Genomic DNA, 16,312 nt, shown 5'->3' with positions numbered 1-16,312 from the left:
AAGTGGGAAACAGCAGCAATGGCTTATGCTGATGCCATTAATGAACTATAGTGCAGGGGGCTGCTGAAATCTCTTACCCTGCTCCCGGTTGTACCGTTTTGTCAAAGGGGAACCTCAAGTGGGAGGACACACGATTGTGTTTACTCCCACTGATGCTTCACTTTTAATGATAAAACCTAGAATCACTCAATTAAGCGCGTCTCAGTTTTGTGCGATACATCAGATAATAAAATGAAGTAAATAAAATCAGGGCAAACAATCCAGCCGAAACTACGGATGTCGTGAGCGGAATCAACAGTAAAGAAGTCAGCAATTCAATTACAATTAAACTAATCAAAATCCCAACCACCATTTGGCGTTCCATAAGACTACAAAGAATTGCTCCGGTTGGCGCACCCACTACCACAACCGGAACCGCTGCTAACCAATAATTACTGACGGGAGTGACAAAATCCCCCAGGATAAAGTTATGAATTAAAAAGCCTGTGACGGCATTAATTGCCATCAAAATCACTGAAGTTGGAGTGCTAACTTTCTCACACAAACCAAACAGTAACACCATTACAGAGTAGGCAAAAACATCCATTCCACTCCCAACTAACCCACTAATCATACCGCCCATTACTCCGACGACTAGAGATAAAATTTTTTCTCGTTTACCCCAGTGTTCAATCGTAAAATTACGTTCAGTCTTAGTTAAATTTAATTGAATTAAAATGAGGGCAAAACTGCTCACCATCATTGTAAATGAAATTTTTATGACTTCGGGAGGAAGTAAAGGAGCCAGAAAAGCTGTTCCCATAAAAATACCTGGAATTCCCCCTAAACTCACCCAACGAATTAACTTCCATTCTACTGGAGTTTTCATAGCAACAATCGTAAAAGATGCGGCACTCATTCCAATACTTTGAATGGCTAAAGAAAAGAGTTTTGCATCGGGGGGAGAGACGTGAAGCCACTTTGTTAAAGCTGGAAAAGCAACTGCGCCTCCTCCCATACTTGTCGCTCCTGCAACCATGGAACCAAAGACCATTGTGAAGGCAAATTCCCAGTTAGCAAACAAATTGGAAAGTGCTCGACTAGGTCCAATTGCAGTTAACCATACAGTCCATACAAAGATAGTGCATAGTAAACTAAAGCGGATGGAACGGTTCGAAAAAATAACCTTGGCAACCAGACAAAACAACTGGCAGATCAATTTGATTTGGTTCTTGATGTTGCTTTTTGCGGTTCGTAGATTTCGTTTTTGCTGAAGCATACTCGGGCTACTCGGGGTTTAAGTCGTAGTGGAACAGTTGCGTAACATGAGTCAGAGAATGCTAGGATTCTTCTCCTGTGCTTGATTGAGGAATAAAACAATTGTGCTGGTCACGGTTGGGGTTAGGTTTGGATTGCCAGTGCTTCTGTCTCAGTAGAGTTGAGAGAATAAGAGGCGATTCTCAGCCATCCCTTTTAAGACGTTAGAATTTTTTGAGAATTGCTCACTGGGCATTCATCACTTTTTGGGGATGAGTGCTCGATAAAGCTAAACAATGCTGAAGTCAGTACTGGTAATGGTGCTAGCTTCTACCCCAGTTAAAATTGCCAATAATTCATTGCTGGTCGTGAGACTGACCAAAGTATCACGACCAAGCTCGTGAGTGCCCTGAGTGATCTTCAGCTCCGCAAACTCCAGACCAGCGGAGAGTTCAATCAGATCCTGATCACTAGTAAAGTCAGTAATTGTGTCAGTCCCGGCTCCAGCGGCAAGCACAAAGCGATCACGGCCACTGCCGCCTGTCAGGATATCGTTACCAGTACCGCCCCGAAGCAGATCGTCACCACTGCCGCCTGTCAGGATATCGTTACCAGTACCGCCCCGAAGCAGATCGTCACCCCTGCCGCCTGTCAGGATATCGTTACCAGTACCGCCCCGAAGCAGATCGTCACCCCTGCCGCCTGTCAGGATATCGTTACCAGTACCGCCCCGAAGCAAATCGTCACCCCTGCCGCCTGTCAGGATATCGTTACCAGTACCGCCCCGAAGCAAATCGTCACCCCTGCCGCCTGTCAGGATATCGTTACCAGTACCGCCCCGAAGCAAATCGTCACCACTCAACCCTTTCAGTTTATCATTGCCACCTTGGCCGTTGATGACATCATTGGAGTCATTAAAGCCTTGGGTGTTATTGTCAAGGTCGTTGAGGAATGTGACCGAGTTTTTATTGAAAACTTTGCCCCTTTGTTGTTTCGCATTAAAGACATCAAAGCTATCTTCAACTTTAGTCTGTCCGTCAAACAGAATGTTGCCGATGTCCTTCGACGCACCTGTAGCTTTAGTAAGGTTATCTAGGTTTTCCACGGCAAAATCCTGCAGGATGACCCCAGTGTTGTCAACCCCTTCAAAGGTGATGAGCAAATCATTTTCATCCTGATTCAGAAGCATGTTCTCTGCACTCAGCGATGGACCCTCAAACTTCAGTGTATCGACTTCTGCAATCACGGCATCCGAGGGAGTAACTCCTGTGCCTACACCGCCGAAATCAGTGATGGTGTCTGTGCCTGCACCACGACGAACTATAAACGTGTCTTTATCGCCACCTCCTGTGAAGGTATCATTCCCTTCGCGACCTGAGAGGAGATCGTCCCCCTCACCTCCATAGATTAGATCTCGACCAGTTCCGCCGATGATGGTGTCATTACCCTGCTCCCCATAAAATCGATCCTCACCATTTCTGCCGATGATGAGGTCACTACCTTCACTTCCGATCAGGATTTCACTCCTTTCATCTCCGTATAGAGTAATGCCGCCATCTTCAATGATAGGCTTACCAATCAGTGCAGCCTCTGGATAGAGTTCTAGACCGAAGTTGGGGGCAACTGCCGCTACTTTTGGGATATTATCTTCTGGTATATTCGACGGGTCTGAAACAGGCTGACCTGCTTGCCTGAAAAAGTTTTCAAGTCCTGCAGGAGCAGCGATTACCAACATTCTTGCTGGTTCCGTCCCCAGGTTTTTGAATGCGTGGACTTGACCTCTGGTATAGGGGATAAAGTCTCCGGCGGTTCCCGTAAAAACCTGGTTCCCCACCTGAAAGTTTATTTCCCCATCCACAACATAGAATACCTCATCTTCTCTGGTGTGTATATGGGGTGGAGGTCCAGCTTCGGGCGGAACCAGAAAATCGAATAGAGCGTACTGCCCGTAGGTATCTTCGCCAGTTGCAAGAAAAGTATACACACCCCCCGATATTGCGATTGACTCCAGGCTACTGTCTGGTGGTGTCTCTGGAGAAATCTGCTGTTGTTCAAATAATGCTTTGACTCTTTCAAGCCCTGCCGGACTCCTGACGTCAATCCCTGCCGGCTTCTTGATGGTTTGTAAATCTTGATTGTTTTTCATTTTCCCTAATTTGATCTTGTTCTCTTAAGTCCCTCGGCAAATTTTTGATTGCATCTTTTTTTCTTGTGTGCATCGGAAAGCGGATCTTTGCTACGGGCAGATCGCTGTTAAAACCACCTTCCCAAAGCCTGATTTTGACCTGATCTATTTGCATTAATTCAGAACTATCGATAATCAAGCTTTGGGAAAAAAACCAGCTATTTGGTGGTTTCAGAAATTACCGTAAATAAAATTACACCTCCGTCCATCCGCCATCGACCACTAGTTCCTCACCAAGCACGAATGACGATTCTTCGGACGCAAGGAATAGGACTGCCTTGGCAATTTCATCAGGTTCTCCGAACCGCTGCATTGGGATTTTCTGCTGAAGCTGAGTGGCAAACTCCTGAAGGTGCTCCTGGGGTACTCCGAGTTTGCTATAAATGGGCGTTTGAATTGGTCCTGGGCTAACCGCATTTACCCTGATGCCCTTCTCGATCAGTTCGGCAGCAAGAGTGCGGGCAAGGGATCGCAGTGCTGCCTTCGATGCTGCATAGATACTCGACCCAACCATTCCCATCTGGTTGTTGACCGAGGTATTGAGCACTATGCTGCCTGATTCACCCATAATCGGCGCAACTTTTTGCACGGTGAAGAAAGCACCTTTAAAGTTAATCTTGAATATCTCATCAATCAAAGCTTCGTCAACCTGCATCATCGGCTCAAGTTTTGCGATCCCCGCATTAACGAACAACACGTCAAGTCCTCCAAAGAGTTCCTTGACCTTGACGACCATGGCATCAAGGTCAGCAACTTGACTCACATCGGCTCGAATCGCGAGGGTATCCGGGCCAATCCGAGTGCACGCTTCCGAGAGCCGACCCTCGTGCTGACCGATAATCGCAACTCGGGCACCTTCCTGAGTAAAGAGTTTTGCTGTTGCAAAGCCAATTCCGGTGCTTCCACCAGTAATCAGTGCTGTTTTTCCTTCTAGTCGTTTCATTTTTATCTCCATTTCATTCACTTTAAGTAAAAAACCTTGACAATTCCATACAGTTAGGATATGAGCATCTAAACAAAATTAATTGCCTACTACCAATCTCTGTAACCATTACATCGTAAGGCTTTGAGTTTTGGAAAATGTGTAATTAATTTTGTTCACTTGCTTAAAGGATATCCTAACCTATGCATTGAAAGCTTTTGTACTCTGGCTTCCCTGGTGGGTGAGCTTGAAGATGCTCACCATTGATACGGTTGAACTGACTCAACCTCTCTACAAAACTGCCGCCTTTTGTGTCTCTGTTTGTGTCTGTGTATTAATTGATTCAAGAAAATCTTCTGGGGGTGTAAAGCTTGCTGGATCTGCAGCTTTGTAATGAGTATCTGGATAGATCGGGCAATCGTAAATGCGCTCAAAAGGCTGCTCGAAGGTATCCCATTCTTTTTTAGAACGTAGGTAGCTCAATACAGGCTGGTCTCGTTCAGCCCAAAAATCCCCGGCAAACGTTTGAAGTACAAAGCGGAAACCGCCGGGTAAGTTTAGACCCATCTTATTCATGTCTCTGTTGAATTCATAGTAGTAAGAGTAGACCACTCGGAAGTAGGAGTCGTACCCTGTTTTGCATAAGTTTTCAAAGTCTTGACATGCCTCCAAATCATCCTTACCCTCAAAAATTTCGTGTATTGCCTCAGCTGCTTTTAGTCCACAGAGCATGCTGAGAAAAACACCCCCAGAAAATACTGGATCTACAAAGCAGGCTGCGTCGCCAACAATAAAATATCCAGGTCCAGTAAACTGCTCAGAATAATAGCAAAAATCTAATTCTACTTTCGGTTTATCAAACAAGGGAGTTGCGCTTTTTATCGCACTCTTAATGCGGGGAGAGCGATCGCAATGTGCTTTGAAAATTTCCTCGGGATTGCTCTGTTTTAGAATGCTTAATGGCATCACAGCTCCAACACTCATCACGTTGGTTTCAATAGGTATCCCCCAGAGCCAACCATCTTCATGGCAGCTGAATAGCACGTCACCTTCAACACCTGGATTGTTTTCAGCAACCACATCCTTATAGTGTTGAAAAACGGCAACATTTTGCAGCTTATTATTCATTTTCCTTAGGTTAAAATGCTTGGCAATTAACCCAGCCCGACCACTAGCATCTACCACAAAGTTCGCTCGGGCTTCATGTCTGCAACCTTGATACTGATATTGGACTCCGGCAAGTCGTTCGCCATCGAATATGAGTTTCTTGACATCTGCTTCCTCTAATACTTGAGCCCCTGTATCCTTAGCATGATCCAAGAGAATTTTGTCAAAACGGGCACGATTAAGGTTGTATGAAAACGGGGTTTGCCCTTTTGCCACATTGCCAAAATTCTGCCGCCTCAGATCTCCAGTTGTCCCAGTTAAGAATTCAACTCCGTTTTTCTGGACAAACCCACCTTCCTTGATTTTGTCAGAGATATCTATCATCTCAAACAGCTTATACAGATAGGGCACCATCGACTCGCCGATATGAAATCGCGGAAACTTTCCCTTTTCCAATAAAAGAACTGAGTGACCATTCGCTGCTATCTTGTATGCACAAGTTGCTCCAGCAGGTCCGCCGCCAATGACAATTGCATCGAACATTTTGAAACTATCTGAATTGTTAAGTGTCATAAAAACCTCCTAAACGAAATACTTTGACAACTAGTTAACGATTTGATTTATCTAACAAGAAGTGTTGTACAACCTGTTAAATGGAGAGTGGCTGAATGCTTGCCTCAATAGTTTCCAAATAAACGCGAGTAATTATTATTATTAGCATGCCATCTCCAGCTGATTAGAGTCAGATAAACTCCCAACATATTTTCGGGAAAAGTCTGCTGCAAATGTCTTCAAACTCATCAGTTGAGATATCTTAGACTGTTGGAGCTGCTTCATGAAGCGGTCATTCTCTGAATTTTGTTCATCGATATTCACCATATGAAGCAGCGAGTGGGAAAACTCCTGGGTTTGCCAGATCTCTGGCAGACGAATAGCTGAGTATTGTTGAAGGATAGAGTCATTGTGGCTGATTAGATAGTAGTTCACCATTAATTTGCCCAAAACCTCAGCATCCTGAATGGCTAGGTTCATGCCTTTGCCACCTGAGGGAGTGAGAATGTGGGCAGCATCTCCTGCAAGAAAAAGGTGCTTGTACTGGATTGGGTTCGAGACATAGCTCCTCATCCTCAGCACTTGCTTGTCAGTAATCTTACCTTCGGTCAGTGACCATCCATCTTTGGCAAGTCGAACATGGAGTTCTGACCAAACACGTTCATCGGGCCAATCATCAACGCTGTCGTCTAATGATATTTGCAGGTAATAACGGGAAATTTTTTCGTTCCTGAGCATATGACCGGCAAATCCATAAGGATGTATTGCATAGATAATATGCTCGGTTGAGGGAGGTGCTGCAGCCGTGATTGCTAGCCAAGAAAAATTGTAATTTTTGTAGTAAATATCTACAGCTTCCTCAGGAATTGATTTTCGGGCAATACCATGAAAACCGTCACATCCAGCAATGAAGTCGCAATCAATAACAATCGTGCTTTGTTTAATCTCGTCGTAACACGAGACTTGCGCAGGATAGCTATTCTTAACCACAAGACCTTTCGTGCTGAATCGTATTTCTCCGCCAGCCTCTTGAAACTTCTGGATCAGATCGACCAACAACTCCTGCTGAGGATAGGTATAGTGCGTTCGACCCTCACACATTTTGGAGTATTCGAGTACAAAGCTGTATTCCGGGCTTCGGAATTCACACTTCCCATGGGGCTTTCCTTCTCTCAACAAGCGGTCGGCGAGTCCATACTGCTTCAGAATACTTACCGCCTTGTGATCGATTAGTCCCGCTCGGGCACGGGAAAAGACCTCCTCACGACTGTATTTTTCGACTACTATACACGGGATCTTATTTTGCTGTAGGATGTTTGCCAATAATAGACCTGCCGGTCCAGCTCCTATAATGCAAACCTTCGTTGAGAAATGATTGTTAAGCATAGTGACCTCCTATGAAATCTTTAAATTTCAGAAGTTCTTCAACAGAATTAACCGATACTATTAGAGCTTTCGCCTAAAATTATTTTCCGGAAACTTTTCTGTAATCATCATAGTGTACTGATGATTGGAGATGACGCAGTAGGTTCTATACAGGAGATTTTCTTCGGGTTCAATCTGGAAATAATCTGCTAAATCACCTGCATGTTCTTTGCCAAGTTCGACATTTTCTTTGAAGATTTCCACTTTGTTCTCGACCCAGAGTTTACCAATGGGAGTTTTGGTCTGTAACAGTTGGGTTCGCATTTTTTCATTCAGTCTGTCGAGAACTAAAATTGAATCGGCATAGACATAGTTGCGGTCACTCATCTTACCTTGAAGTAGCACTTTGCGAGCGATGACTTCTGTGCCTTTTTTGAGGTTCATCGGCAGGATGTCTTCTTTGATTGTAATCTTGTCTTCAAACAGCTTTTTGATTTTGATTGCTTCCCCCGAGTAGGCTTCAATCATATCCGTAACAGTGCCGTTTGTCGTCAGCAATATTCGCTGAAATGGGCTGAGTAATACAGGTTCGATGTAATTCCGCTTTCGCGGAAAGTGTTGGGAAAAAATTGGCCTTAAGACTAGGGTTTGAGCGTTCATTTCCATTATTTCTCTAGAATTGGGCAAAAAGACCTGTTTGATGAGATATTGTGAGTTGAATCAATCTAAGTTAGCCTTCAATGTTTACTTCAACTCACAAGAAATTTTAAACAATGGCACTGAATTTTTGGGTAGCTTGAGGGGATGAAGGGGTGAGGGCTAACTTTTCCGGCCAACGACCCACTGTTTCACCAATAACTGCCATTTCTTGCATCAGTTCTTGATAGCGATGAGGCGTCAAGGATTGAGGGCCATCAGACAGGGCTTGGGAAGGGTTGGGATGAACTTCTATCATCAGAGCATCAGCTCCTGCTGCAATTGAGGCCATTGCCATTGCCGGGACGTATTCGGCTTTACCAGTCCCGTGACTGGGGTCAATCATAATGGGAAGATGAGTCAGTGTCCGCAAGACAGGAATCACGGATAAATCGAGGGTATTGCGGGTATATTTGCGGTCATGGGTGCGAATTCCCCGTTCACACAAAATAACATTGGAATTTCCGGCTGCTAAAATATATTCAGCCGCCATTAACCATTCCTCAATGGTTGCGGACATTCCCCGCTTCAGCAGAACCGGTTTCTCTTGAGCACCAACTCTTTTTAACAGAGAAAAGTTCTGCATATTACGAGCACCAACTTGGAGAATATCTGCAACAGTTGCTATCTTTTCAATGTCGGCTGCATCCATTACCTCGGTGATAATTCCCAAGCCTGTTTCTTGACGTGCAATGGCCAGCAATTCCAAACCACTCTCACCATGCCCTTGAAAAGCATAAGGGGAAGTCCGAGGTTTGTAGGCTCCACCACGTAGGAAATGAGCACCTGCTGCTTTAACTTGTTGGGCGGTTTCGACAATCATCTGTTCATTTTCAACCGAACAAGGGCCGGCAGTTTGAACGATGGGACTGTGTTCGCCAAAAGCAACAGAACCGTTCGGTGTTTCAACAATAATTTCACTGGGTTCACCATGTCGGAAGTCTCGACTCGCCCGTTTAAAGGGATGTTCAACTCGTGATACTTTTTCAATAAAAGGACTGACAGCCTGAATTTTTAAGGGATCGAGTTCAGCCGTGTCACCGACTAAACCAATCACCACTCGGTGTTTGCCGATGATTTTTTCGACGCTGACTTTGTATTGGGACAGTTCGTGTTTAATGCGTTCAATTTCGACTGTTGGAGTGGCTGCTTTGAGGACAATTATCATGCTTTATTTCCGTTGAGATTGGGTTTTATGATTTGGGAAGTGATTAACCGGACTTGATCTAACATCAACTTAGTTTTGACGAAGATCAGAAGTTGATATGTAGAGTGTGTAGGTCTTGGTGTGCATACTGAAAAACCCTTGATTGTTAGCTTCTAAAAACTTTTCGGGGTTCAGCGTATGTTTTATGCCGAAGAACGATTTTTTTTTCGAAACTTCTCAAAACTGACCTAGACCATTGGGTGAACAAGATTCACCGAAGCCTTGCTCCACTTGAGCTGAAACCAATTTCCAAACCTAGGTCTCATCAAGGGAACAGGACTTACTCAAAACTGGAATCCAAACCCTATAAGTGGTAAGTTGAGTTAGTAACGCACCCTACCAGTAGCCCTTGAGATTGGGTTTTATGATTTGGGAAGTGATTAACCGGACTTGATCTAACATCAACTTAGTTTGGACGAAGATCAGAATTTGATATGTAGAGTGTGTAGGTCTTGCTGTGCATACTGAAAAACCCTTGATTGTTAGCTTCTAAAAACTTTTCGGGGTTCAGCGTATGTTTTATGCCGAAGAACGATTTTTTTTCGAAACTTCTCAAAACTGACCTAGACCATTGGGTGAACAATATTCACCGAAGCCTTGCCCCACTTGAGCTGAAACCAATTTCCACACCTAGGTCTCATCAAGGCAACAGGACTTACTCAAAACTGGACTCCAGGAAAATTGGCGTACACCAATTACCAATTACCGATTACCAAGTCAACTTCGTAAGTCCTAGCAGGAATGAATACTTCCACCCAAGCTAGGGGTGAAGCGTTCCTGAAGTCAATTGAGAGCTTGCCTTGGGTTCACTATCATGGTCACATAGCGCGTTCGCGTAGCGTGGCCGAAAGGCCATCGCATTCGCGGCTCTTTGGTATCGACAGGCAACAGCGGTAGTGTTTCTGTCTGACCGGGAGGGATTTGGACTACCGATTGCCGAAGCCGCATCATTTGGTCGCTTTGTGGTGGTATCTCAAGGGAATCAAGCCGGTTTGGAAGCAGGGGGGTCTGCCATCATCACCGTTGATCCTGATCAGCCCAGGGAGGCAGAAGATCAGGAAACCCCCTGGAAGAACTCCTAGCTGCGATCGCGGTAGAGCAACCACCCACGAAAAACTTAGCACTAGCCAGATATCCGGCTGCTGACTGGATTACGAAACAGGTAATAGTCAGGACAAAACTAACTCCATCTTTGCCCCTTGGGGAAGAATGATGGATCCAAACTAGGACTTGGATAACTTCTTTTTAAAGACATCCGAGTTGAACTTAGCAGCGATTAGTTGAGGGCTGTTCGACCCCAGAAGGTATGGCAAAATGCTCATGGCTTCTTCTGGTTGCCATGGGTCTACTCCTATGCGCTTCAATAAGGTCTTGACCTGTTCAGACACCATGGCACTTCCAGACCAGGGTGCCCAATTGATGCTCAAAGCAGGTAATCCTAGGGCTTGACGATGATGTGCGATCGCATTCAGGAAAGCATTAGCAGCAGCGTAATCAGCTTTTCCCTGACAGCCCCACAGGGAGGCAATCGAGGAGAAGCAGACGAAAAAGTCTAGGTTCATCTCTTGGGTAAGTTGATGGAGCAGCCATGCCCCCATTACTTTAGGTTGCAGGGTAGCCTGAAATACATTCAGGTCCATCCCTTGTATCTCCTGATAATTTTCAATCCCGGCAGCATGGATAACACCTTTGAGGGGAATCTGAGTATTACGCAAGTGTTCAAATACCTCAGACATCTCATCCTGATTACTGACATCAGCCTGAGCCACAATCACCTTGGCTCCCATGGCTTTGAGTTCTTGAACCGCGTTAACCCGTTTCCAAGACTCACTGTCTTGGGGTAAGCTTGCCCACTGATCTGATGGTGGAAGTTCTCGGCGTCCTAGTAGCACTAGGTTTTTTGCCCCTTGTTCAACCATCCACCGGGCAACCTGGAGTCCTAAACTGCCCAAGCCACCAGTAATCAGGTAGATACCATCAGCCTGCACTGTTAAAGATTCGGTTTGAGTGGGTTTGCTAGATACCAGGCGAGCCACATAGCGTTGTCCCTGGCGGAATGCTACATGGTCTTCCCCGTCTCCGTGCCAAATTTCTGAGAACAGAGCCATGGCCTGTTGCGTAGCACCCTTATGATCAGAATTATCAGAATTATCAGAATTATCAGATATAGATGGGTCTAAATCCAGTAGCCCTCCCCAAATTTCAGAGTGTTCTAGGCCAATTACTCGTGCCATGCCCCACAAAGAGGCTTGAGCCAGTGCTACCGGAGCAGGGTTGGCTTCCACTGCTTGGCTGCCAGAGGTTACTAACCACAATTTCGGTAAGGTTGAACTACCAGTATTGACCAGTGCCTGAACTAGTCCCTGAACTAGGTGCAGTACGCTTCCACAACTCAATACGTGAGACTCTTCGAGAGAGGATGGTGTGAGTGCTTCAGACTTTTCAGCCTCTAGACTCCACAGATGAATTACTCCATGACAGGGCAATGGATTATTTCCCAGAATTTCTTGGAACAGCCGCTTAAAATGATTGGGATCAGCAGGGTTGATGGTTCCAAGTCCTCCTGGTAGGCTTTGGTCAACTTCACCTGGATAAATCAGGCAACAGCTGTGACCATGCGATCGCAAATTTTCTGCTAATGCCTGTCCTACGCCACCGTAATCCGCAAAGATCACCCATTGACCAGGCTCAGTTGCTTCAGTGGCCTGAGTTTCTGCTTCGGGTGTACGCTCTTGAGGTTGCCACTGAATCTCGTACAGGGAATCCTCGACCAGGGAATCGGTCAGGGACTCTGGGGTAACTTCCTGTTGCTCTTGCCCTACCAACAAGTTCGGTAGTGGTGTTTGAGATGGTGTTTGAGATTTCTGCTCTACCCAATACCGTTCTTTCTGCCAAGGGTAGCAGGGTAAACTCACAACCCGAGAATTGGAAGATCGGAATAGTTTATGCAACGCGACTGTAAAGCCCTGGGTGTAGAGTTTACCTAGAGAGGTGAGCATGGTGGCCCGTTCCCCCTGACTAGGGCGTAGGGAGGGTAAGACAACCCCCGCTTGATCGAGATGGTTGAGGGTTTGAGCAATATATCCGGAAAGGACAGGGTCAGGGCTAATTTCTAAGAAGATGGTATGACCAGCTTCCACTAGCGCTTCAATAGCTGGAGCAAAGCGGACAGGTTGCCTGATATTTTGCCCCCAGTAGATAGCATCGAAAGCTGAACCTTCACTAGAGCTACCGGTAACTGTAGAGTAGATGGGAATAGTTTCTGGCTGGGGTTCGAGCCCTTCCAGTTCCTGCACCAATTCCTGCTGAAAGGGTTCCATTTGGGAACTATTGAAGGCATAATTCACTGGCAGCAATTGGCATAACACCGACCGTTGCCGCTGTGCCAGGAATTCAAGGAATAATTCCATTGCTGTAGACTCTCCAGACACCACCGTTGAGGTGGGACTGTTAATTGCTGCGATGCCTAGGTTGGGGTTTGCCGATTCGAAAATAGGATCGTATTCAGACAACAGTTGTTCTGTATCCGCTACGGAGAGTTCCAATGCTGCCATCTTGCCATTGCCTGTAGCTTGCTGCATCACGCGACCGCGATCGCAAATTAACTTCACAGCATCGGTTAAGCTCAGAGTACCAGCAATGTGAGCTGCGGCCACTTCACCTAAACTGTGACCCACCACTGCTTTTGGCTCTATGCCCCAAGAACGCCACAGCCGAGCCAGGGCAACTTGTAGGGCAAAAATAGCAGGCTGAGCAATTTCCGTTTCCCCAAGGCGGGATTCAGACTCGTCCGCTGTTAACTCCGCTAACAAAGACCAGTTAGCCTGGGAGCGAATCAGGGCATCGCACTCCTCTATAGCCCCTCGAAATACTGGTTCCGATTGCAGTAGCTCCCGTCCCATCCCCCACCATTGAGGCACCTGACCAGAGCAAACAAAAACTACATTCGGGGGGCGGTTGCCCGGTTCACTACCACCAGCTAGGTCAACATCTGAGGGGTCTTGGAGTAAATCTTGCAGGCGCTCCTTCGCGTCTTCAGGGGAGTTAACTACCACAGCTAAGCGGTGTTGATGGTGAGTGCGCCGGACACTAGCGGTGTAGCAAATGTCCTCTAATAAGGTAGGGTCGATATCTCTAGTGGCTAACCAGTCTTGATAAGCCTGAGCCAGGGATTTGACCGCTTCTGGACTATGGGCTGAGAGCGGTAGTAAGTAGGGTGGCTTGAGGGGTCTTGTCTGATCCGGGACTTGGGAGGATTCAGGAGCTTGTTCTAAGATCACATGGGCGTTAGTACCGGCAAACCCAAAGGAACTGACCCCAGCCTTGGCTAAACCAAACTCCTCAGGCCAAGGACTTAGAGTCTGCTGAACCCGTAGCGGTAGAGTATCGAAGGGAATATCGGGGTTAGGGTCTTCAAAGTGCAAGCTGGGGGGTAGTTGTTGATGTTTGAGGGATAAGGCAACTTTGATTAAACTAGCAATGCCAGCAGCAGCTTCCAAATGGCCAATATTGGTTTTAACTGCTCCGACAGCACAATAGTTTCCCTCCTGACGATCAGTGGCAAGCACGGAAGCGAGGGCGATCATTTCCATGGGATCTCCCAGGGGTGTGCCAGTACCATGGGCTTCAATGTAGCTAATTTCCGAGGGTGCTACGCCAGCATTGTCTAAGGCTTGAGCGATCAGTTCTTCTTGAGCTGAACCATCGGGAACCGTCAGTCCCTTGCTACGACCATCGTGGTTAACCGCACTGCCTCGGATAGTGGCGTAAATCGGGTCATTATCAGCTAATGCCTGGGATAGGGGCTTGAGGACAATGCAACCTGCTCCTTCACTGCGAACGTAGCCATTGGCTTTGGCATCAAAGGCTTTGCAGCGACCATCGGGAGACAGGGCTTTTAGCTTACTTAGGGCAATGTGACCAATGGGTGACAGGATAATATTCACACCCCCAGCCAAAGCCAAGGTAGACTCTCGAGTCCAAAGACTCTGACAGGCCAGGTGAACTGCAACCATTGAGGAAGAGCAGGCGGTGTCGATTGCGATCGCAGGGCCTTTAAAGTCGAATAAATAGGAAAGGCGACCAGCGGCAATATTCAAGGCATTACCGGTCAGATCGTATCCTTGGGGCTGAGTGGAATAATCTGGATGAGTGTAGCTGTAATCATTGTTGGAAATTCCCACAAATACTCCAGTTCGGGAGCCAGCCAAGTGGTCTCGCACCTGTCCTGCATCTTCCAGGGCTTCCCAAGCCACCTCTAGCAATAGCCGTTGTTGGGGGTCCATGGCAGTGGCTTCTTGGGGGGAGATGCCGAAGAAGTGGGGGTCAAACTGGTCTACTTGGGGCAAAAAGCCCCCGTAGCGAGAGTTCATTTTGCCAGGAGTATCTGGGTCAGAATCATAGAGGTCATCGAGATCCCAACGGGTTTTGGGGATTTCAGTAATGGCATCGACTCCATCACATAATAATTGCCAAAAAGCCTCTGGATTTTCGGCACCAGGAAAACGACACCCGATGCCAATTATTGCAATTGGTTCCATGTTAAAAATCCTTTTAATTACAACGTAATAGTCTTGAAATTGAGTCTTATTGATTAGTCAATTTATGTGTGGCGTGTAATAGTCAAGACTAAAGTTATTGGGGAGCATCCCATTGCTGTCAATCTAGGATCTAAACCAATCAATTGCAATACTAGAGATAACAGCATTTTTTCATGATACTTTTTCCAAATTGTAATGCTCCGATTTATTGTTAAAACTATGAATCTTGAACTAAGCGCTGAGCAAGTTATTCAACTGTTGGATAGTTAAAAATTAAGACTGGATTAAATTCACGTCCAAGCCACTTTTATAACCGTCCCAGCAAAATCAAAGCCTGGCTATAATCTAAATCATAGTTATCAAAAGGCTCATTAATATCAATATCAGCTGGTTCCATTTCCAGACGCTCAGCTAACTGATCAATTAACCAAGTTTTAATTTCGTCTTGAGTAATAGTAATAGATTGGGCCATTTGCCTAACTCTGGTATTTTTTTCATGGTGACTACAGTAAGGTTTGGTTTGGTTTGGATATCAATTATCCTGTCAGCCTGCAACAACGTTTTACTGCCTTTTGGTAATTGGTAATTTGCAATTGATAATAGCGGTAATTTTACCGAGCATCGATTACCAATAACCCGACAATCTTTTGTTGTATCCATTTTAGAGAAGGGGTATGAGATTCAACTTATTGTACCAAGTTGTTCTATTTATTTGTCTGGGTCACTCAGAGAAGTTACGCAGCTATTTACAAAACTTTATAATTTTTCGGCAATGGTAGTAAAAGTTACCAGGGGGCGGGGGTTTGGGGAGATGGGGAGATGGGGAGATGGGGAGATGGGGAGTCGGAAGTTGATGTAGGGTGGGCATTGGTTGATACCGATCAAATCAGCTGACCAAGCCGGTTGGTAGGCACTGCCCACCATCGGATTAATCACAATGGTGCCAGATCTCAGGAGTCCAGTAGGGTACGTTAATATAATGTAACGCTCTCAATAAACATAGAAACTATAGCGTTTTTCATAGCTATTAGGCTTATAATGATTATCAGCCAGTAATCTTAATTTTGCTTCAATTTTTTGCTTTAAATTCGGTTGACGTTTAATGATTGCCTTAAAAGCTCGTTTAAATGATGAAGTTAAAATTAAATTAGTCATTGTTTAATTCGGCGATAACATCATCAACTGTACCCCGAAAAACGTTACCTTGTTGATATTCTTGGTGAGCTTTAGTAATATTAACAGTGATTTCTTCTCTTCTTTGTTCAATTTGTCTATGTCTAACAATATTAATTAAATCGTTCTGTTCATCTAAATAAAGAGCGTCAATCATTTATAAAATTTGATTGAAGTTACTTGTTATAATTTTTTCCTCTTTTGTCAAAAAAAATCTTATTTTACTCTAATTTAATCTAATTTATTCCTAGAGGGGCGACAAGCGCCCCTCTAGGTTGTATGTAAGCATATGCGCTACTTGAGGTGCTGCGCGAACAGCTATCAGCCGT

General features: G+C 45.5%; 14 protein-coding genes. 1 reads left to right on the top strand and 13 read right to left on the bottom strand.

Features of this window, described 5'->3' with window-relative positions; translation table 11 throughout:
* Positions 1 to 190 precede the first annotated feature (190 nt).
* The 8 genes from F6K38_RS23905 to aroF form a co-directional block, all read right to left on the bottom strand.
* Positions 191 to 1,258, bottom strand: coding sequence for a sulfite exporter TauE/SafE family protein (locus F6K38_RS23905; RefSeq protein WP_287357644.1), 1,068 nt, complete (start codon positions 1,256 to 1,258; stop codon positions 191 to 193).
* 267 nt (positions 1,259 to 1,525) lie between these two features.
* Complete coding sequence (locus F6K38_RS23900) at positions 1,526 to 3,382, bottom strand: cupin domain-containing protein (protein WP_287357643.1); 1,857 nt, start codon at positions 3,380 to 3,382, stop codon at positions 1,526 to 1,528.
* Positions 3,333 to 3,536 carry a hypothetical protein gene (locus F6K38_RS23895; protein WP_287357641.1) on the bottom strand — a complete coding sequence of 68 codons (204 nt, stop codon included), beginning with the start codon at positions 3,534 to 3,536 and terminating at the stop codon, positions 3,333 to 3,335. The genes F6K38_RS23900 and F6K38_RS23895 overlap by 50 nt, the downstream gene beginning before the upstream one ends.
* Before the next feature lie 78 nt (positions 3,537 to 3,614).
* Positions 3,615 to 4,364 carry an SDR family oxidoreductase gene (locus F6K38_RS23890; RefSeq protein WP_287357638.1) on the bottom strand — a complete coding sequence of 250 codons (750 nt, stop codon included), beginning with the start codon at positions 4,362 to 4,364 and terminating at the stop codon, positions 3,615 to 3,617.
* Positions 4,365 to 4,634: 270 nt separating this feature from the next.
* Positions 4,635 to 6,023 (bottom strand): NAD(P)/FAD-dependent oxidoreductase, encoded by a 1,389-nt coding sequence (locus F6K38_RS23885; protein WP_287357636.1) that lies wholly within the window; start codon positions 6,021 to 6,023, stop codon positions 4,635 to 4,637.
* Between the two features lie 141 nt (positions 6,024 to 6,164).
* Positions 6,165 to 7,388: a 4-hydroxybenzoate 3-monooxygenase gene (locus F6K38_RS23880; protein ID WP_287252463.1), complete on the bottom strand. Its 1,224-nt coding sequence runs from the start codon at positions 7,386 to 7,388 to the stop codon at positions 6,165 to 6,167.
* Positions 7,389 to 7,448: 60 nt separating this feature from the next.
* A complete protein-coding gene (locus F6K38_RS23875) occupies positions 7,449 to 8,054 on the bottom strand; it encodes a chorismate--pyruvate lyase family protein (protein ID WP_287265956.1) in 606 nt (201 codons plus the stop codon).
* 79 nt (positions 8,055 to 8,133) lie between these two features.
* Positions 8,134 to 9,231: a 3-deoxy-7-phosphoheptulonate synthase gene (gene aroF / locus F6K38_RS23870; RefSeq protein ID WP_287252467.1), complete on the bottom strand. Its 1,098-nt coding sequence runs from the start codon at positions 9,229 to 9,231 to the stop codon at positions 8,134 to 8,136.
* A 935-nt stretch (positions 9,232 to 10,166) separates the two neighbouring features.
* Here aroF and F6K38_RS23865 point away from each other — a divergent pair.
* On the top strand, positions 10,167 to 10,352 hold the full coding sequence (locus F6K38_RS23865; RefSeq protein ID WP_008188549.1) for a hypothetical protein: 186 nt from the start codon (positions 10,167 to 10,169) through the stop codon (positions 10,350 to 10,352).
* A gap of 141 nt (positions 10,353 to 10,493) precedes the next feature.
* Here the strand turns inward: F6K38_RS23865 and F6K38_RS23860 are convergent, their stop codons facing one another.
* The 5 genes from F6K38_RS23860 to F6K38_RS23840 form a co-directional block, all read right to left on the bottom strand.
* Positions 10,494 to 14,810 carry a type I polyketide synthase gene (locus F6K38_RS23860; protein ID WP_287357633.1) on the bottom strand — a complete coding sequence of 1,439 codons (4,317 nt, stop codon included), beginning with the start codon at positions 14,808 to 14,810 and terminating at the stop codon, positions 10,494 to 10,496.
* Positions 14,811 to 15,117: 307 nt separating this feature from the next.
* Complete coding sequence (locus tag F6K38_RS23855; RefSeq protein WP_008188552.1) at positions 15,118 to 15,282, bottom strand: hypothetical protein; 165 nt, start codon at positions 15,280 to 15,282, stop codon at positions 15,118 to 15,120.
* Between the two features lie 284 nt (positions 15,283 to 15,566).
* The gene (locus F6K38_RS23850; protein ID WP_287253762.1) at positions 15,567 to 15,746 is read right to left on the bottom strand and encodes a hypothetical protein; all 180 of its coding nucleotides are present in this window, start codon (positions 15,744 to 15,746) and stop codon (positions 15,567 to 15,569) included.
* A 54-nt stretch (positions 15,747 to 15,800) separates the two neighbouring features.
* On the bottom strand, positions 15,801 to 15,965 hold the full coding sequence (locus tag F6K38_RS23845; RefSeq protein ID WP_008188555.1) for a hypothetical protein: 165 nt from the start codon (positions 15,963 to 15,965) through the stop codon (positions 15,801 to 15,803).
* The gene (locus F6K38_RS23840; protein ID WP_008188557.1) at positions 15,958 to 16,140 is read right to left on the bottom strand and encodes a hypothetical protein; all 183 of its coding nucleotides are present in this window, start codon (positions 16,138 to 16,140) and stop codon (positions 15,958 to 15,960) included. Before F6K38_RS23840 ends, F6K38_RS23845 begins: the two co-directional genes overlap by 8 nt.
* Positions 16,141 to 16,312 lie beyond the last annotated feature (172 nt).

The organism is Moorena sp. SIO3B2, from assembly GCF_010692525.1.
Classification (GTDB): Bacteria; Cyanobacteriota; Cyanobacteriia; order Cyanobacteriales; family Coleofasciculaceae; genus Moorena; species Moorena producens.
The sequence above is the reverse complement of the archived record's forward strand: the minus strand, read 5'-3'. Positions and strand labels throughout refer to the sequence as shown.